The sequence below is a fragment of the Pseudomonas sp. BS-2016 genome, from assembly GCF_001806145.1.
In the GTDB taxonomy this organism is placed as follows: Bacteria; Pseudomonadota; Gammaproteobacteria; order Pseudomonadales; family Pseudomonadaceae; genus Aquipseudomonas; species Aquipseudomonas lundensis.
Window position 1 is genome coordinate 85053 of sequence record NZ_MLCT01000024.1, and the last position, 19297, is coordinate 104349.

Annotated in this window: 13 protein-coding genes; 8 read left to right on the plus strand and 5 right to left on the minus strand. The window is 58.6% G+C overall.

Going from position 1 to position 19297, the window contains the following annotated elements; translation table 11 throughout:
* Positions 1–201 precede the first annotated feature (201 nt).
* Positions 202–1818 (plus strand): hypothetical protein, encoded by a 1617-nt coding sequence (locus BKD70_RS14145; RefSeq protein WP_047272867.1) that lies wholly within the window; start codon positions 202–204, stop codon positions 1816–1818.
* Between the two features lie 124 nt (positions 1819–1942).
* On the opposite strand, the gene BKD70_RS14150 is transcribed toward BKD70_RS14145, so the two are convergent.
* On the minus strand, positions 1943–3256 hold the full coding sequence (locus tag BKD70_RS14150; protein ID WP_047272866.1) for a hypothetical protein: 1314 nt from the start codon (positions 3254–3256) through the stop codon (positions 1943–1945).
* A gap of 669 nt (positions 3257–3925) precedes the next feature.
* On the opposite strand from BKD70_RS14150, the gene BKD70_RS14155 reads away from it, so the two are divergent.
* The gene (locus BKD70_RS14155) at positions 3926–6526 is read left to right on the plus strand and encodes an autotransporter outer membrane beta-barrel domain-containing protein (RefSeq protein WP_052892130.1); all 2601 of its coding nucleotides are present in this window, start codon (positions 3926–3928) and stop codon (positions 6524–6526) included.
* Positions 6526–7377 carry an alpha/beta hydrolase gene (locus tag BKD70_RS14160; protein WP_070415370.1) on the plus strand — a complete coding sequence of 284 codons (852 nt, stop codon included), beginning with the start codon at positions 6526–6528 and terminating at the stop codon, positions 7375–7377. The genes BKD70_RS14155 and BKD70_RS14160 overlap by 1 nt, the downstream gene beginning before the upstream one ends.
* An 80-nt stretch (positions 7378–7457) precedes the next feature.
* Here the strand turns inward: BKD70_RS14160 and BKD70_RS14165 are convergent, their stop codons facing one another.
* Both BKD70_RS14165 and BKD70_RS14170 read right to left on the minus strand, forming a co-directional pair.
* Entirely contained in the window at positions 7458–8741 is a 1284-nt protein-coding gene (locus tag BKD70_RS14165; protein WP_047272864.1) for an OprD family porin, read from the minus strand.
* A gap of 243 nt (positions 8742–8984) precedes the next feature.
* Complete coding sequence (locus BKD70_RS14170; RefSeq protein ID WP_047272863.1) at positions 8985–9686, minus strand: DsbA family protein; 702 nt, start codon at positions 9684–9686, stop codon at positions 8985–8987.
* Between the two features lie 320 nt (positions 9687–10006).
* Between BKD70_RS14170 and BKD70_RS14175 the strand changes: the two genes are divergently transcribed.
* Positions 10007–12079 (plus strand): TonB-dependent siderophore receptor, encoded by a 2073-nt coding sequence (locus BKD70_RS14175; RefSeq protein ID WP_047272862.1) that lies wholly within the window; start codon positions 10007–10009, stop codon positions 12077–12079.
* A gap of 92 nt (positions 12080–12171) precedes the next feature.
* Here BKD70_RS14175 and BKD70_RS14180 read toward each other — a convergent pair whose 3' ends face one another.
* Complete coding sequence (locus tag BKD70_RS14180; protein WP_047272861.1) at positions 12172–12372, minus strand: hypothetical protein; 201 nt, start codon at positions 12370–12372, stop codon at positions 12172–12174.
* 233 nt (positions 12373–12605) lie between these two features.
* Positions 12606–13715, minus strand: coding sequence for an agmatine deiminase (aguA, locus tag BKD70_RS14185; RefSeq protein ID WP_047272860.1), 1110 nt, complete (start codon positions 13713–13715; stop codon positions 12606–12608).
* A 324-nt stretch (positions 13716–14039) separates the two neighbouring features.
* Here aguA and rfbB point away from each other — a divergent pair, with 324 nt between their 5' ends.
* From rfbB to BKD70_RS14205, 4 genes are all read left to right on the plus strand, one after another.
* A complete protein-coding gene (rfbB, locus tag BKD70_RS14190) occupies positions 14040–15122 on the plus strand; it encodes a dTDP-glucose 4,6-dehydratase (RefSeq protein ID WP_047272859.1) in 1083 nt (360 codons plus the stop codon).
* A gap of 2 nt (positions 15123–15124) precedes the next feature.
* Positions 15125–16009 (plus strand): dTDP-4-dehydrorhamnose reductase, encoded by an 885-nt coding sequence (rfbD, locus tag BKD70_RS14195; RefSeq protein WP_047272950.1) that lies wholly within the window; start codon positions 15125–15127, stop codon positions 16007–16009.
* A 66-nt stretch (positions 16010–16075) separates the two neighbouring features.
* On the plus strand, positions 16076–17890 hold the full coding sequence (locus BKD70_RS14200) for a cache domain-containing protein (RefSeq protein ID WP_047272858.1): 1815 nt from the start codon (positions 16076–16078) through the stop codon (positions 17888–17890).
* Positions 17887–19281, plus strand: coding sequence for a sigma-54 dependent transcriptional regulator (locus BKD70_RS14205; RefSeq protein ID WP_047272857.1), 1395 nt, complete (start codon positions 17887–17889; stop codon positions 19279–19281). Before BKD70_RS14200 ends, BKD70_RS14205 begins: the two co-directional genes overlap by 4 nt.
* The last annotated feature ends 16 nt before the right edge of the window (positions 19282–19297 follow it).

Sequence of the window (19297 nt, forward strand, 5' to 3'; positions counted from 1 at the left end):
CTCGCGGACAGCTTCCAGCAGTCCCCAGTGGCGCACGTAATCATGGCACAGGGGTAATTACTAAACACGGTTCATGGGGACGTCTTCCTCGGTTGTAGATTAGGGATGGAAAATGGGGTTGTTTGGGCTAGAGTCCGCTTTGCATCACCAGATGCCGACAGGTAGGACAACGAGCAGTCAACGAAGCAGGGAAGGAAAAAAATGTACGAAGTCGAGTATCACGATCGAATTGGTGAAATCCGTAAGCGCCTGTCTGCTTATAGGCCTGGTAGTGTTATAGCGCGGGTAATCGAACATTTACATAACAGCAAGAACCAAAAAATCTCGGCAATGGGCATGCCATGGATTGTCCTTTTCATGCTAAAAATGTCGATGCAGGAAAGTGCAAAAGGTAATAAGGAAATGAGCAGCAGGGATTTCGGCCGCGTTGCTAACTCAATATATCGACTTCAGCATCTAGCTTGCCCATTAGAAGCTGGTGCGATTCAACTAATGATGCGACCGATGGTGCTTCAGCAAGCCTGGTATCAAGGCTCCGTTATTTTCGATGTTAAAGCGCTAACAAGGCAGATGTTGTGGTATGTAAAGCCAGGCTCAATTTACAATACTAAATTCCAAGAAGTGTATGATTTCACTCTAGAGCAGTTTTACCTACTTAGTCTATATCTAATTATTGGAGTGGCGTCGAATGCCAAGGGTGTTGTTGGCATTAATTTTTTTGACATGATCGCGAAAATTGGGCCGTCAATACCGGCTCCGGCAATTGTTAAATATCTTTCGCTTTTGACTGTCCGGCCAGAAGGTTTGCCCACGTTCTTCATCGGGCATACTGTGCCAGGAGAACTCTACCAGCAGAGTGAGTATTTTCAAACAACTCCGCTAAGAAAGAAGCCACTTTTATTGAATGGCGAGGAATTATACATACTCCATCCTAAATTGTTCTCCCGATCTGTATCCATGCTGATACCCGATTTGCTGAAGGCGATCAAAGACTGGGGTCCGGAACGGAGTGGATTCAAGAATTACTTTGGTTTCGAAATGGAACACTATATTCGTGACCTTCTGAATTATTCTAAAGTTGAGTTCCTCAATGAGGATCAATTAAACAGCCTGTGTAGAGCGGAGTCGATAGCGGCCGGCAAGATGGCTGACTATCTGATCCCTGGTGAAGTAAATGTGCTCTTTGAATCGAAGGCAATTGAACCGGGAGACATAGTTTCCTCAGTGTTCAATCCTGAACTTCTTCGCGACCATTTGAAGGGTAGTTTTATCAAGGGTGTCGAGCAGTGTCAGGAAAGTGTTCATAGACTCCGCAAGATAAAAGATTTTAAGGAAGCCGAATTTTTTGCTGTTGTAATAACTCATGAGGATTTTTGGTTTGCCTCAGCGGCAGATATTGTCGAATATGTAGATCCCGAGTTAGAAGCCCGCACACGAAAAAAGTTTGGTGCAATTCCTATGCCGTTTGAAAACATATTGTTTATTACCATCGACATAGTCGAGGGGCTGATCGACGCCTCTTCAAGGAAGGAAATAAATTTAACTGAAGTATTGGCTGACTGCGTCGAAGCGATGAAAACGCCGGCAGGAAAGCGATTCACCATGAGTCACTTAATTGAAGAGAAATTAGGTACGAAGCTTAAAGGGCATCCTTTGATAATGACCAAAGCCGAAGAGTGGTTGGATTTTTTCCAAACATCTTTGGACGCGAACGCCAAACTTTGGGGTGGAAAAGTGCAGGAATTATTCGAGCTCCGCCGTGCAGCACTTAATCTGCTGCACCTCAATTTGGACTCCCAGAGACAAGGGACGGACTGAGGATGGAGTCCTCACGTAATACCTCTTGATGGTTACGCAAAACGACAGGTAGCGTTAGCTCTCCTGTCAGCGGCGGCCGAGGAGCGTCACTCCTAGGCTTGACCGCGTTCCCGATGGGAGACCGCTATTGCAAGAACGGACTCAAATCAGCGGCAGGTGTTAGCTTGGCATTGAGTTCGCGTATTACGAGGCCGCCAATGTTACGTGCCTTCAGCATCAGCGCCTCACGCATAGCATCGCAGTCTGCTGCCGGCCCCTCGAACGACACCACCGGAGTTCCATGGTCAATATCCCAACTGGCCAAGATTCGGCCGTCCCGGAACTTAATTCTATGTCGGAACAAGACGTATGGTTCCGAATGATTCTGTTGAGAGATCAGACAATAAAATTCATTCGCAGCGCCGGCGTTCGTGAATACCGGATTCTGGCCTCCCCACTGCAGGCCTACGGATCGCCAAGTTTGATCGAGCGTTTGACACAACTCCATGTTTGCCTTTGCCATGCCAGGCGCGACCTCAGCTCGCTCGCGAGCAAGCGATGATTCGGTCAGCTCTCTAAAACGGGCAATCTCGTTTTCTAGGTCGTCAGGCTCCATCGGACTTTCCTCATTTAATTCTGCGAGCCGAGCGGCGAATTCATGGGCATCTCTAAATCGGTGATCTAGGCGGTGCTGGAACGCGATTCGAAGCAAGTGGGTCAGTCGAGGCCAGCGCCTATCTTCTGACACCCTGGGGCGAATTGGGGGCAGGTTCCTCTCGTGTGGATGCCGCCCCTCATAGTCCTGCAAAACGCGTGGAGCGCGACCGAACAGCATGAAAAACAAAAGGCCGCCTGCCATGGCGAGGTCAGAGCGAGGATCTTTATGCTCACCACCCGGGGCAAACTCTGGAAGGCGGAGGAAGCGGTTCCCCAACTCTCGGTCTATGGGGGTACTGAATCCGCTTTCTGCGGCTGATCCGTTCCAGGCAATCCCGAGGTCCACTAGGACTGGGTCTTCCCATTGGCTGTTTCGCAACATTACGTTGTCCGGCTTGAGGTCTCGGTGGTTCAGTGAGAGCTTGTGAGCCGACGCCAGGATCGACAAGATGCGGATAGCGCATGCCAGTGCTTCGTCGAGCGTCGGTGGCGCTGCTTGGACAAAATCGGACATCGTCGGGCCGTCGATGAACTCCATAACGACATAGAGCTCAGCATTTTTGTCTTCCCAAACGCCTTCGTTCGACTCGAAGACCTGAGGGACACCGGGTCCCGCCATGGCTCGAAGTCCACCGACCTCAGTAAGAAAGCGATAGCGGCGTTCGGTCTGTCGGGCGGAATCGCCGTGCAGGCGCTTCATCGCACCGACACGACCGGTTAGGACGTGCTGCACCTTTTGTACATAGCCCTGCCCCCCCGCACGCTTGCCGCCTTCCGCAACCACCCACTCATCTAGTGCCATTTTTCTGTCCTTCGAGCTATATGAATGATGCGTCACGGTGCCCGTCTATCCAAGTTGGTCAGAACCGCCAACCCGAGGTGGTGAGGCAGCGTCTGCACAGTCGAAAGCCGTCCTATGCTTAGCGCAGCTTGGGTCATCTGCTATCGCTTTCCATAGTTTTAGAAGCTTGCCGTTCTATTATGCAAGCACGGGGCGCTACCATGCATCGTGGTAATCGGTCTGAATTGGACTTTTCTAGGGTCTGCTAAAGGTCGGGCGAGCGCCAAAGGATAGTTTTAGAGATAGGCGAAAACTAATTTTAAAATAAGTCATTATAAATCATATACTTATAATACTTTTTGACTCCTGGTGCCACCATACGAAACACCGAAAGAGGCTCACTGCAAGGTGGGCCTTTTTTGTGTGTGCTGAAAAAACCCCATCGTACGGCCTTCCCTGCCTAGCGACCCGAGGCATTCCCTGTTGCCTGCAATCAGCCCGCTTGCGGATTCGCAGCGCCCTGCCCGTCATGTCCCGTAGTGAATGATTGCCATCATTCAACAGTGTTAATTAGCCATCATCTCCTTTAAGATCGCCGCGCTTTTGTGTGTGGCGCTTGGCCATCATTCGCTTTAAAAAGCACATGCATGGAAGCGCCTGGATTATCAGCCGATGTTTAAGGAAGAATTTGTGTCCCCTGTTCTATTCCGTAAAAGCCTACTTGCTCTCGCCATCACGACCTGTGCCCTGCCTGTTCATGCGCAAACGCTGCAACTGACCGATGCCGGCCTGACCCTCGAACGCCAGCAGTTCAGCGAAAACGTCGAAATCACCGGGTCGATGAATCACGCCCAAGAGGGTGTGGACGCGCTTCATATCCTGGGTTCGGACTTCGCCAAAGACCTGGTTTTCAACGCCACGATTACTTCAAGCAATAGCTCGGGTGGCGGTATCGACATGGACAGTTGGTACAACCCCAACCCGTCGAACGGCGACGTGATGTGGGCTAACAACACGGTTGGCGGCAACCTGATCAATAAAGGCAGTGTCAGCTCCCAAGGCAATGGCGCAACCGCGTGGTTGATTGATCCGGCCGTGGTGGGCGGTGATGTCATCAACGAAGGGTTGTTGAGCGCTAAAGGCGAACCGGATGTGGGCGAGGACGACCGTGACGTCTCACGGGCTGCGTATATTTCTGGCTCGACGCATATCAACGGTGATTTCAAAAACACCGCCTCGGGCAAGATCATTGCTGAAGGCACCGATGCCAAAGCCTTTCAGATGGAAGGCGGCCAGCTGGACGGCCGATTCATCAACAACGGCCTGATTCAAGTGACCGGTGTCGGCAGCACCGCCGTTGATGTGACCAGCTCCGAGCGCTGGAACGGCGTGAGTAATGTCAACGACCGCGCCGATGTACGCGGGATCGAGAACAACGGCACCATCATTGCCATGGGCGAAGATGCCGAAGGCATTCGCGCCGACGGCGTCAGCTTCGCCAGCGAGCAAGCGCACATCGTTAACAACGGCCTGATTCAGACCCAAGACGCCGCCATTGTGATCGGCGGTTTTGATATCGATGGCATCAATCAGGGCGGCGCGCTGAAGGTTGTCAACAACGGCACCCTCTTGTCCCAGGACGAAGCGGTAGATGCGTCGGAAAGCGATGGCCGCGTGTACCTGACACTGGCTGACGGCAGCAAGACCACCGGCAACCTGATCGATCTGAGCATGATCGAAGTGACCGGCAACGCTGCGTTCACGGGCACCGACACCACGGCTGACGGCGCCAACATCCGCATGAAAAATAATGGCTGGGTGGATGTCGGCAGCGCGTCGTCGCCCGCGCACCTGGACCTCGGCCTGCCTCACACCACGCTGGACGGCAACCTGTACGTTGCTGGCAATTCGTCGCTGGGGCTGAACCTGAGCGCTGCCACCGATGCCCGCCGCCCAGTACTGGCGGTCAGTGGTACGGCTGAATTCGGCAAAGGTTCGCAGATCCAGCTGGCCGCCAAAGGCAATGATTTCCGCACCGATGGCACCACCTACACGCTGGTGCAAGCCAATGACCTGCAAGACAACGGGTTGACCGTCACCAGCAGTTCGTCGCTGCTGAATGTCGACAGCTACGTGGTCGAGAACAACCAGATTGTGAGCAAGGTCACTGCCAAAGGCGCGGCGGAAGTGGGCAATGTCATCGCTGACATCGGCGGCTCGCACAATGCGCAACAAGCGGGCGCCGCGTTCACCGAAGTCACTCGCCAATTGGCCATGCTGAGCCCGCAAGACCCGCTGTTCCAGCACTATGTCAACGCGTCCAATAACCCTGAAGCGCTGAAAAAACTGGCGGAACAACTGGCGCCTGACGTGAACGGCGGCGCAACCCAAGCGGCGACCACCAGCCAGACCCTGATCAGCAACGTGACGGGCAACCGTACCGGCGGCGGACGCGGCCTGTCTTCAGGTGACACGCTCAAGGAAACCGGCGTTTGGGTGCAAACCCTGTACAGCGATGCCAACCAGGACATGCGCGATGGCGTGGCCGGGTTTAATGCGTACAGCCGCGGGATCGCGGTCGGTGCGGACGGCAAGCTCAACGATCAACTGACGCTGGGTCTGGCGTACAGCTACCTGAACACCGATGTGAATGGCAAGGCAGGCAGCAAGACTGAAGTCGACAGCCACGCTTTCACGCTGTACGGCGGTTTTGAGCAAGGCAATTACTTCGTTGACGCTGCGCTGACGTACGGCATGAACGACAACGACAGCCAGCGCAACATCGGTAACACCAAAGCCAAGGCCGACTACGACAGCAACCTGTTCGGCGTGAACCTGGTGGGCGGTTACACCTACCACATCACGCCCGACCTGCTGATCGAGCCACGCATCGCTGCGCGCTACAGCCTGGTGGACATCGATGGCTACCGCGAAAAAGGTTCGTCGGCTGCCTTGAAGGTCAAGGATCAGCGCTACGAAGTGGCCGAGCTGGGCGCAGGGTTCCGGGTCGCGGCCAGCTATCCGCTGGGTCAGGGCACCCTCACGCCACAGGCCAAGTTGATGGCGTTCCACGATTTTGCCGCTGACGAAGCCAGCAGCACGTCGACCTTCACCCTCGGCAACACGCCGTTCGTCACCAGCGGCGCTGGCGCTGTGCGTAACAGCTACGAAGCCGGTATCGGTGCCGATTACCGTCTGGGTGCCGTGACGCTGGGCCTGAATTACGACTATGTCGGCAAATCAGGTTTCGACGCCGATACGTTCTCGGCCAAAGTGCGTTACGACTTCTGATGAAGCCTTCAGGCCCCAACCCGCGCTCGCGGGTCGGTGTCTGGCCGTGGGGCATGGCGCTGTGTATCAGCGCCCTGCTCGGCGGTTGTCAGACGCCACTTCAGACGTTGCAGGAACAGGCTTCACGCCATCAGCAACGGCTTGAAGTTATCCACACCCCACATTTCCCGCTGATGGTGGCCTTGCCTTCGTCAGCCCCCGTTTCGTCGCGCATTCGCGTGTACCTGGAAGGTGACGGCCATGCCTGGGCAACGTCACGTCAGCCCAGCCTGGACCCCAGCCCTCACGACCTGATGATGGCTCGCCTTGCGTTCAGCGATCCCGTGCCGAGTGTGTATCTGGCCCGGCCGTGTCAGTTTGTCAGCGCCCGCGCCTGCACGCCGGTGATGTGGACGGACCGCCGTTTCAGCCCCGAGGTGCTGTCGAGCCTCGATCAGGCGCTGGATCAGATCAAGGCACGGCTGGGCAATCAGGCGTTTGAGTTGGTGGGCTATTCAGGCGGCGCCGCGCTGGCATTGCTGCTGGCCAGCCAGCGCGAGGATGTTGCGCAAGTGCAGACCCTGGCCGGCAATCTCAGCCCGCGTCAGTGGGTGGCGCTGCAACAGCTCAGCCCGCTGACCGGATCGCTGGACCCCCTGGACAGGCGCCAGCGCTTGACGCAGATCGTGCAGCGGCATTTTGTGGGCAGCGATGACCGCATCGTGCCGCCGCAATTGCTCGCCCGTTACCGTGACGCCTTGGGCACTGCGCGCTGCCTGCAAGCGGTTGTCGTACCTGGCGCCCGCCACGGCAGTGGCCTGGAACAGGCCTGGCGCCGGTGGCGCGATCAACCGATTACCTGCCAGCCCTGAACAGCAAAACGCCCCGACCGGTGATCCGGCTCGGGGCGTTTTTCGTTCAGCTGTTGCGCCTGTTGGTCAGGCCGACGGCATCAGAACACGTTGATCGGGTAATCAACGAAGACGCGCAGCTCGTTACCTTCTTTGTTGTACTTGTCGGCGTTGTTCGACACGCGCAACCACGAACCGCGTACACGCACGCTCAGGTCTTTGACCGGGCCGCTTTGTACAACGTACTTGGCCTGGTTGTAAATTTCGCGCTCGGTGCCACGGCCACGGTCGGAACCGTCATCGATGTTGCTGCCGCGAACGTAAGCGATGTTGTAGGTCAGACCCGGTATGCCCACGGCGCCGAAGTCGAAGCCATAACCCGCTTGCCACGAACGTTCGTCCTTGGCGTTGAAGTCGGACCAGTAGGAGTTGGCCAGCAAGATGGTGTTGCCGCCGTCGCCCACGCCGCCCGCATTGCGGTAGCCGCCGTACGGGTAGCCGATTTCACCGGTGCTTTGCTGGTACGCCAGGATCAACGAGTGAGCGCCAAATGCGTAGGTGGTCGCCAGGCTCCAGATTTTGTTGTCCTGACCGTCGACTTCCAGCACATCGCGCGCGTAATCGGAGTTGACGTGCGTGCGGTAGCCGTTGAAGTCAAATGTCAGCGACTGTTTGTCTTGCAGCGGCAGCACGTACGTCATGCCCAGGTATTGCTTGCGCAGCACGTCTTCCATGTCGGAGGCGTACAACGAGGCGGAGAAGTTGTCGGTGAACTTGTAGCTGCCACCGAACACGTTGATGCTTTTCAGGTCGCCGCTGTCACGGGCATCAGCGCTTTTACGCGACTCGGCAGTGAAGCGACCGACGTTGATTTCCAGACCGTCGATTTCTTTGGACGTCAGCAAGGTGCCGGTGAAGCTTTCTGGCATCAGTCGCGAGTTGTCGTACATCAGCACCGGCAGAGCAGGCATTTGGTCGCCGTACTTGAGCACGGTGTTGGACACACGGAATTTCACCGCAGCGCCCGCTTTGGCGATGTCTTTGGCCGCTTTGCCGCTATCGCCCACCTTGAAGAAGTCGATACCGCCCGCGCCGCTGAGGTTACCCTCGCTGCCCAGACGAAGGGCGTAAATGCCGAAAGCGTCCACACCCACACCCACGGTGCCCTGGGTGAAGCCGGAGGTGAACGTGCCCAGGAAGCCTTGGCCCCACTCGGCTTTGCGGTCTACACCGTTTTTGTAGTCACGGCTGATGTAGGCGTTACGCGCCAGCACATTCAGATGGCTGTCTTCTACAAAACCTTTTGCGTCAGCTTGATCGTTAGCCATGGCCTGGGTAGCACTGAGTACGCCCAACGCGAGAAGACCTATCCGTTTGTTCAACATATTATTTTCCTTATTGCTGGATAAAGGCGCGCTGTGGGTTTCAAGCTGAAACATTGAGTGGTGGTTGCTTCACAAAAACAAAAAGGCCCGCACGAAGACGCAATGCAGGCCTTTCGAAGAGTTGGTGTATGGCTTATAGCCACAGGCGTTGGCAGGAATCCTAGCCGTCGTTACATCCGGGTGTCAATTTGATGAAACTTCTACGGCCTTCGAATGTCGCGCGATCAATGGGGCTCAACGCGTTCAGGGCTCTGCACACCCGTTCAGGCCGCAGGCTGGCGCAGGGTTGGAGGGGTCTTTGGCGCCTGTAGCGTCTTGTTGTCGCAGCCAGTGGGCAAAGGCCTGCGGCTTGCCCAGCCAGGGGCTCACATCCACGACGTGATACTGCCCCGCCCGCTCTAGCACCAGGGTCGGGAAACCCTGCCCGCCGACATCGGCCAATAACCGGCGACTGGCCTTGAAGTGCGCGTGCGTCACTTCGCCATTGCACGCGTCATAGGCCGTTAGAAACGCGTCCACTTCCAGGCCCATTTCCGCCGCCACGGCCATCAGTACGTCTTCGTCTGCAATCCGGCGCCCTTCTACATAGTGGGCCGTCTGCAAACGCCCCAGCAGTTCAAGGCCGCGCCCGGCCAATTGCTCGGCGGCCAAAATCGCAGTGGTCGGCGGCGCCGAGTCGAAGACCGCGCGGGTGTCACGCAACAAACCTTCGAAATACGCGTCGCCAAACGCCTGCCCGGTGTACTCGGCAATGCGTTTGTCATGGGGCATTACATAGTCACGCAACTGTGCGGACACCGGGCGGCGATGACTGCCAGCCATCATGCCGCCGCTGTGGGCGACCACCGGCACAATCTCGCGGGCAGCGTCAATCAACGGCTTGGCGCCGTAGCACCATCCGCACAGGGGGTCGTAGATGTAATGCAAGGTTGTAGCAGCGGTCATGAACGGTCTCAAGCGAAGTGAAAATCAGGCGGCAAGCCTGGGGCTGTCTGCGTTTTATGGCAGCCGCGACGCGGCTTGCCTTGAAACGGGAACAGATCCTAGCGCCGAGACCTGCCCCGAAAAACGCTGAATGGGTGTTTAGTGTGTTTCGTGAATCGTTCAGATCGTTTGTTTACTACGGGTTAATCGTTACAGCAACATTCAGAAACAAACTTTCCGTTGAAGCGACTGGTAATGATAAACAGCTACCAACAAGAACCATTACCATTCGCACCCTAAAAAATAGAACCCGCTTTAACCTTCACGGAAGTTTCTCAACCATGCGTTCCCTCTGCTGCTTTACGCCCTTCACATGGGGGCTGTGTGCATGCCTGTACGTCGGATTCAGTTCCGCTGCCACCACCCTTCCCGAAACCTCGGTCAATGCCGCCGAAGCCGAACTCGATGACCCGCGGGTCAAAGAAGTCACGACCGCGACCCGTACCGCGACGCCTGCGCGCTATGTGCCGCAGGCCATTGATTCGGTCAAAACCAGTCACGTGATGGTGTACGGCATCAACACGCTGGGCCAGGCCTTGAGCGGCATTCCCAACGTCAGCAGCACGGCGGACACACGCTTCGACAGCCTGCGCATTCGCGGCTTCGACGCCAGCAACGATTTCTACCTCGACGGCATTCGCGACGACAGCCAGTACGTGCGCGACCTGCACAACATTGAACGCATCGAAGTGCTCAAAGGCCCGGCCGCCGTGCTGTATGGCCGCGGCAGTCAGGGCGGGATCATCAACCGCGTCAGTAAAACCCCTCAATACGGGCGCCCGTCCAGCATTCAGGCGCAAGGGGGCACGGACGATTTGCGCAGCCTGTACGCCGACCTCAGCGCCGACCCGAGTGACACCCTCAGCCTGCGCCTGAACATGGGCAACGAAGACAAAAACAGCTTCCGCGATCACGTCAGCGGCAACCGCCAACTGTTTGCGCCGTCGATGAGCTGGCAAATCACCCCGGACCTCAATTGGTTGGTGCAGTACGAATACAGCCGCTACAACCGCACCCCGGACCGTGGCATCCCGAGCGTTGGCGGACGGCCTGCCGATGTCAGCCGTGGCACCACGTATGGCGGGCAAAACGATTTCATCGACGATAAGACCCAAAATCTGCGTTCACGGCTCAGCTATGACGTGAACGAGAACTGGCAACTGCGCCACACCCTGGGCATTTTCAAACTCGACAGCCAGTTCGAAAACACCTACCTGACCGGCTACGACGCCAAGACCCGCAAGGTGAACCGCCAGAGCTGGCAGCAGGACATGACCACCCGCAATGTCTTCAACAACCTCGAAATCGAAGGCGTGTTTGATACGTTCGGGCTGGAACACCGCGTGCTGACCGGCCTGGAGCTGGGCAGCCAACGCCGTGACCCCAAACTGTACAGCGCCAAGGGCGTGCCGGGCGTTGACCTGTACAACCCGGATCGCCGCCTTCGCCCAACCGGCCCGTTGGTGCTGTCCAGCGACAACCACACCGAAGTCGACAGTCAGGGCCTGTATGTCCAAGACCAGATCCGCCTCAACGATCAATGGCAGGTGCTGGCCGGTTTGCGCCATGACCGGTTTGAAGTCGACACCACCAGCAACCTGAAAAACCTCTCGGAAACCCGCAACAGTCACGGCACCAGCCCGCGTCTGGGGGTGGTCTGGACGCCGCTGGAAAACCACTCGTTTTATGCCTCGTGGACCAAAACCTTCTCCCCGGTGGGCGGCGGTTTGATCGGCATTACGCCGGGCGCCGCGGGCAACGCCAACGACCTGAGCCCCGAGCTGACCAAGCAAAAAGAAATCGGCGTGAAAAGCGACTGGCTGAACGAGCGCCTGAGCACCACGCTGGCGGTCTATGAACTGGAGCTTTACAACCGGCGCACCAAAGACCCGGAAAACCCGGAAATCACATTGCTGTCGGGCTTGCAGCGTTCGCGCGGCATCGAGCTGACGGCCAGCGGCAAATTGGGCGGCAACTGGTACATGCGCGGGGGCGTCGGCGTGCAGGACGCCACCGTGGTCAAGGACAACAACGGCTTTGAAGGCAAGCGCATCAATGGTGTGGCCAAGCACAACGGCAGCTTGTTCCTGACCTGGAAACCGGAAATGGGCTGGTACGCCGAAACGGGTCTGACGTTGGTGGGGCAACGCTTTGCTGATAACCAGAACACGGTGGTGTTACCGGGTTATGGCCGTTGGGATGCATTGGCGGGGTATCGGGAAAAAGACTGGGAAGTCAGCGGCGCGCTGACCAATCTCACTGACCGCGACTATTACGCGTCCGCCACCAGCGGCTCGCAAATCATGCCCGGCGAACCTCGTAGCCTGGTAGTAACCGGCAAATACAGCTTCTAACCGTTGAACCTGTCACCGTGGCGAGCAACGCGGGGTTGCCTGGGGCACCGTCTTCACGGCCTCGTGCCTCGCCAACGGTGACCGTCAACCGTTCAACTCATCAATACTCCCGACAGGGCCTCCAGTTCTGCCTCGCTGAACAACCCGGCCGGGTAGCGTTCGCGAAGAAGTTGATAGGCAGACTGGCCTGGCGTATTGCAAGGTCCTTTGCGTTTAAACCAATTGGCCAGAACGATCAGCGACTCGTGACTCACAGGTTGTGGTCGCGAACCTCGCTCGCACAATACGTTCATGACAGCGCTCTCCAGGTACTTGAGCGGCAAATGTACTCAAGGTGTGTGACAGAACATCGCCGCGAGCAGCGCGACATGCCCAGACATGGCTCCCTTTCAAGATTTTTAACAAACTCTTTTCACCCTTTTATACGCGTCATTACGGACGCACCTTTTGACCTGAAACAAAAAACCCGCCGTTCTGGCGAGCGGCGGGTTATTTATGCTTCCAACAAGGCGACGAAGCGTCTGGATCAAGCCTTGTGGGGGGCTGGCTGTTGTTGCGTCAGGCAGTGGATGTTGCCACCGCCCAGCAACAGTTCGCGGCCCGGCACCATCACCACTTCGTGCTGCGGGAAGAGGTCTTGCAGGATGGCCTTGGCTTGCGCATCCATCGGGTCATCAAAGCTTGGGGCGATGATGCCGCCGTTGACGATCAGGAAGTTCACGTAAGAACCGGCCAGCCGCTCCGAAGGATTGCGGTCCTGGCTGCCCACCACTTTGTCGACGCCATCGCACTCTTCCTGGGTGGCGTGCAGCGGCCCCGGAATCGGCATTTTATGCACGACAAACGGGCGGCCTTTGGCGTCGGTGCTGGTCAACAAGACCTTCATGGCCGCGTGACAGCGCACGTAGTTCGGGTCGCGCTCGTCGTCGGTCCAGGCCAGCAGCACTTCGCCGGGGCGCACGTAGCAGCAGAAGTTATCCACATGGCCGTCGGTTTCGTCGTTGAACAGACCGTCCGGCAGCCAGATGATCTTGCTCACCGCCAGGTTGGAACGCAGCACGTCTTCGATTTCTTCGCGGGACAAATGCGGGTTGCGGTTGCGATTGAGCAAGCACTCGGCCGTGGTAATCAGCGTGCCCTCGCCATCCACATGGATCGAGCCCCCTTCGAGCACGAAACGTTCGGTGTAGTAACGCGGGCACCGCTCGATTTCCAGCACCTTGCTGCCCACCTGCTGGTCGCGGTTCCACGGCGCATACAGGCCGCCTTCAAAACCGCCCCATGCGTTGAAATCCCAGTTCACACCGCGGACTTCACCGTGGTCGTTAATGACGAACGTCGGGCCGCTGTCACGCACCCACGCGTCATCGCTGGACATCTCGACCACACGAATATTCGGCACATTCAGGCGGGCACGGGCATTTTCGTACTGGCCGGCAGACACGCAGACCGTCACCGGCTCGAAGCGCGCGATGGCCTTGGCCACCGCCGCGTGCGCGGCCTGCGCTGGCTTGCCACCCAAACGCCAGTTATCCGGGCGCTCGGGCCAGATCATCCAGGTTTGGGTGTGCGGCGCCCATTCGGCCGGCATGTAGAAACCGTCTGCGCGGGGCGAACTGTGCAAAAGAGTGGTCATTGAAATCAGGACTCCGAAAATCCGTCGAGGTTGGATTGAGCCAGCGCACGGCCCGCCATCAAAGAACAGTGGACGCCGCTCAGGGGCACGTCAACACGCCGCCCACTTATAGCCGACAAATATCCATTTTTAAAACGCTTTCAGAGGATCGGCAGGATTTTTTTGGTTGTTTAACCGATATATATCGATAAATACCCCTGAAAAGCTTGCCCCGCCTGTCACCTGCGCCCATGTGGCCGCACCGTAGCACTTGCACCGCCCTGCACATCCCCACAAGCTATGCGCCAATTGTTTGTACACCGTCAGGGAATAAGGGATATCCACATGCGCATTTTAGTCACCGGCGGCGCCGGGTTTATTGGTTCAGCTCTGATCCGTCACCTGATCCAGAACACCGGGCACGAGGTGCTTAACCTCGACAAACTGACCTACGCCGGTAACCTTGAATCGCTGCAAAGCATCGCCACCAACACCCGCTACGAGTTCGTACAGGCCGACATCGTCGACCAGGCCACCGTCAGCGCCGTGATCGAGCGCTTCCAGCCAGACGCGATCATGCACCTGGCGGCCGAGTCCCACGTTGACCGCTCCATCGACGGCCCGTCGGACTTCATCCAGACCAACATCGTCGGCACCTACAGCCTGCTGGAAGCCACCCGCGCCTATTGGCTCACGCTGGCAGAACCGGCGAAGAGCGCGTTCCGTTTCCACCACATTTCCACTGACGAAGTGTATGGCGACCTGCATGGCGTCGATGACCTGTTCACTGAAACCACCCCGTACGCCCCCAGCTCGCCGTACTCGGCCAGCAAGGCCGCTTCGGACCACCTGGTCCGCGCCTGGAACCGCACTTACGGCTTGCCGGTGCTGCTGACCAACTGCTCGAACAACTACGGCCCGTTCCACTTCCCGGAAAAACTGATCCCGCTGGTGATCCTCAATGCCCTGGCGGGCAAACCGCTGCCGGTCTACGGCAATGGCCTGCAAGTGCGTGACTGGCTGTTCGTGGAAGACCATGCCCGCGCCCTGCTTAAAGTCGTGACCGAAGGCGTGGTGGGCGAGACCTACAACATCGGCGGCCACAACGAGCAAAAGAACATCGACGTGGTGCGCGGCATCTGCGCCCTGCTTGAAGAACTGGCGCCACAGCGCCCGGCGGGCGTGGCGCAATTCGCAGACCTGATTACGTTTGTCAAAGACCGCCCGGGCCACGACCAGCGCTACGCCATCGACGCCAGCAAGATCGAACGCGAGCTGGGCTGGGTGCCGGAAGAAACCTTCGAGACCGGCCTGCGCAAAACCGTGCAGTGGTACCTGGACAACCTTGAGTGGTGCCAGCGCGTTCAGGACGGCAGTTATCAGGGCGAGCGTCTAGGCTCTACAGAACCCAAAGACCTGATTGCATGACCATGGGCTCGCCTGAATTGAAAATACTGATTAGCGGTAAAACCGGCCAAGTGGCCATGGAACTGCAAAAACGTCTGGCTGATATGGGCGAGCTGGTTGTGCTGGGCCGCGATGAGCTGGACCTGAGCCAGCCCGAGCAAATACGTGCGCAGGTGCGGGCCCACGCGCCCGACCTGATCATCAACGCGGCCGCCTACACGGCCGTGGATCAGGCCGAAAGCGACGTCGATGCCGCCAATGCGATCAACGCCACTGCGCCCGGCATCTTCGCTGAAGAAGCCAAGGCACTGGGCATCCCGCTGATTCATTACTCCACCGACTACGTGTTCGATGGCAGTAAAGAAACGCCCTACACCGAAGACGACATCACCCACCCGCTGAGCGTCTACGGCCACAGTAAAGAGTTGGGCGAAAAAGCCATCGCGGCGACGGGCTGCCAGCACCTGATACTGCGCACCAGTTGGGTGTATTCCTCCCACGGTAAAAACTTCCTGCTGACCATGCAGCGCTTGCTGCAAGAAAAGCCGGAACTGCGCATCGTGGCCGACCAGATCGGCGCGCCCACGTGGGCGGGCACCATTGCCCAGAGCACGCGCGCGTTGATTGAGCGCTGGCAAGCAGGCCATCCCGGCCCTTGGGGCGTTTATCACCTCACGGCCCATGGCCAAACCTCATGGTTCGGGTTTGCCCAGGCCATCGGCGAACAGCTGATTGCCTTGGGCAAACCGTGCGCCGTACTCGAAGCCATCCCTTCGAGCGACTACCCAACCCCCGCCAAACGCCCGCTTAATTCACGACTGGATTGCAGTCGGCTAGCGGCCGACTGGGGCGTCACTCAGCCCGACTGGCACACGGCGCTGCGCGAATGCATGGCCGAGCAAGGCTAAACATCTGGCGCGGATGGCTAAAATCCGCAGGTATACTGCGCCGTACTTTTGCGGCGTAGTTTCAACATGATCAAAACCCCTCCCGTGCCTCGCAGACCCCGCTGGCGCAGCCTCGCCTTGCTGGCCTTGTGCCTGGCGCCCTTGTTGTGGCCGTTGCAGCATCTGGCCGAGCGCTATTACCGCAGCGAGCTGGCCGGGCAAAATCGCCAGACCCTGGATCTCTACGTCGCCAACCTGCTGGGCACACTGCATCGCTATGAAGTGCTGCCGCAGATCCTCGGCGAACTGCCAGCCCTGCGCGCGTTGCTGGCAGACCCGGAAAACCCGCAAATCCTCAGCCACGCCAACCAGTTGCTCAATGACATCAGCACCCAGACGGGCGCCGAGGTGATGTACCTGATGGATGCCCACGGCGACACCCTCGCCGCCTCCAACTGGGACAAACAGGACAGCTTTATCGGCCGCAACTTCGCCTTTCGCCCGTATTTCAGCGAAGCGATGGACGGCAAGCTGGGGCGCTTCTTCGGGCTGGGCACCACCTCGGGCAAACGCGGGTATTTCTTTGCCGCACCCGTGCTCGACGGTGACAAGAAAATCGGCGTGCTGGTGGTCAAGGTCGACCTCGATCACACCGAGCGCCTGTGGGGCCAGACCCCGGAACAATTGATGGTCACCGACCCCAATGGCGTGGTCATTCTCACCTCGCGCCCGGAATGGCGGTTCAGGGCCACCCGCGAACTGTCACAGCAGGAACAGCAGTCGATCTTTGCCATCCTGCCCTACCCGACCCGCGACCCGAAGCCGCTGAACCTGAACCTCAGCAACTGGCTGGTACAAACCCAGGCCATCGACGAAACCGGCTGGAGCGTCAACATCCTCGCGCCGCGCACCTTGATCGACCGCCCCGTACGCACCGTGCTGGCCATTGGGGGCGCCACGCTGCTGGTGGTCATGCTGCTGATCGGTTTGATGATGCAACGGCGCCGACATTATCTGGAGCGTATCGCCTTTGAAGCCAAGGCCCGCCGCGAGCTGGAAATGCGCGTGGCAGAGCGCACCAGCGACCTGGAAGGATTGAACCGGCGCCTGCGTGAAGAAGTGCTGGAGCGCGAGCATGCGCAACAAGAACTGGTGCGCGCGCAGGACGACCTGGTGCAGGCCGGCAAGCTGTCTGCGCTGGGCACCATGTCAGCGAGCATCAGCCATGAATTGAATCAGCCTCTGGCCGCCATCCGCAGTTATGCCGAAAATGCCGAAGTCTTGCTGGACCATCAGCGCATCGACGACGCGCGCGGCAACCTCAAGCTGATCAATGAGCTGACCGGGCGCATGGCCTCGATCATCGCTCACCTGCGCGCGTTTGCGCGGCGCGATCGGCACGCGCCGGAAAGCGTCGCCCTGCAACCTGCGCTGGATGACGCCCTGGCTTTGCTGGCCAAACGTCGGCGCAGCATGGAAGTCGAGTTGATTCGCGACTTGCCTGCCGCCACGCTCTGGGTTGAAGCCGGTGAAACGCGCCTGCGCCAAGTGCTGGGCAACCTGTTGGCCAATGCCCTCGACGCGCTGACCGAAAAAGGCCCGCCGAGGCGTTTGTGGCTGAGTGCCGAGTCCACCCCGGAAGGCGTCACGGTGTGCATCCGCGACAACGGGCCGGGGTTCTGCATGGAGGCGCTGGGCCGCGCGGGCGAACCGTTTTACACGACCAAGACCCGCACGCAGGGGCTGGGCCTGGGCCTGGCCATTTGCGACACCCTGATTCGTGCATTTGGCGGCGAACTGCTGTTTGCCAACCACAAGGAAGGCGGCGCCTTAATCACCCTTCGACTGCGCGCTGGCGCACCGGGCGTCAGCCTGCAAGCTTCAGAGGATTCCAGGTCATGAGCTCATTCATCGACTCAAACGTACAGGTCATCCTGATCGACGATGACCCGCATCTGCGCCAGGCGCTGTATCAAACCCTGGACCTCGCTGGCCTTCACGTCCTGCCGCTGGCGGAGGCCACCGGCATTGCCGCGCGCATCGAGCGCAACTGGCCCGGCGTGGTGGTCAGCGACATCCGCATGCCCGGCATGGACGGCCTTGAGCTGTTGGCCGAACTTCACGCCCAGGACCCGGAACTGCCGGTGCTGCTGATTACCGGTCATGGTGACGTGCCCCTCGCAGTCCAGGCCATGCGCGCCGGGGCCTACGATTTTCTGGAAAAACCCTTTGCCAGCGACGCGCTGCTGGAAGGCGTGCGTCGCGCCCTGGCCTTGCGCGCGCTGGTGCTGGACAACCGCAGCCTGCGCATGGCCCTGAGCGACCGCCAGCAACTGAGCACGCGGCTGGTCGGCCTCTCGCCCCCGATGCTCAGACTGCGCGAACAGATCGGCGCACTGGCCGCCACCAAGGCCGATGTGCTGATTCTGGGTGAGACCGGCTCCGGCAAAGAAGTGGTCGCAAGGGCATTGCACGACTTGTCGAGCCGCCGCGACGGCCCGTTCGTGGCAATCAATGCCGGGGCGCTGGCCGAGTCTGTGGTCGAAAGCGAACTCTTCGGCCACGAGCCCGGCGCGTTCACCGGCGCGCAAAAGCGCCGCATCGGTAAATTCGAATTTGCCAACGGCGGCACGCTGTTTCTCGACGAAATCGAAAGCATGAGCCTCGATGTGCAGGTCAAGTTGTTGCGCCTGCTGCAAGAGCGTGTCGTTGAGCGTCTGGGCGGCAATCAATTGATCCCGCTGGACATCCGCGTCATCGCAGCCACCAAGGAAGACTTGCGTCAGGCCGCCGATCAGGGCCGTTTTCGTGCCGACTTGTATTACCGGCTCAACGTTGCCCCGCTGCGCATTGCCCCGTTGCGCGAGCGCGGCGAAGACGTGCTGATGCTGTTCAAGTACTTTGCCGACGAAGCCAGCGCCCGCCACGGCCTGACCCACAACGTGCTGCAACCGGCCCAGCGCAGTTTGCTGCTGCGTCACACTTGGCCGGGCAACGTGCGTGAACTGCAAAACGTCGCGGAACGCTTTGCGCTGGGCCTTGAGCTGGCCCTGGACAATGAAACGGCCGAGGCGCCGCCATCGTCTAGCCTTGAGGGTTCGGGCAAGCTGAGCGAACAGGTTGAGCACTTCGAAAAAAGCCTGATCATGGCCGAACTCGAACGCTCTCACAGCTCCATGCGCAGCCTGGCCGAAGCCTTGGGCGTGCCGCGCAAAACCTTGCACGACAAGCTGCGCAAGTACGGCTTGCATTTCGAAAGCGGCAGCCACGCCCACCCCGATGAACTTGAGTGATTTGACCAAAGAGGCC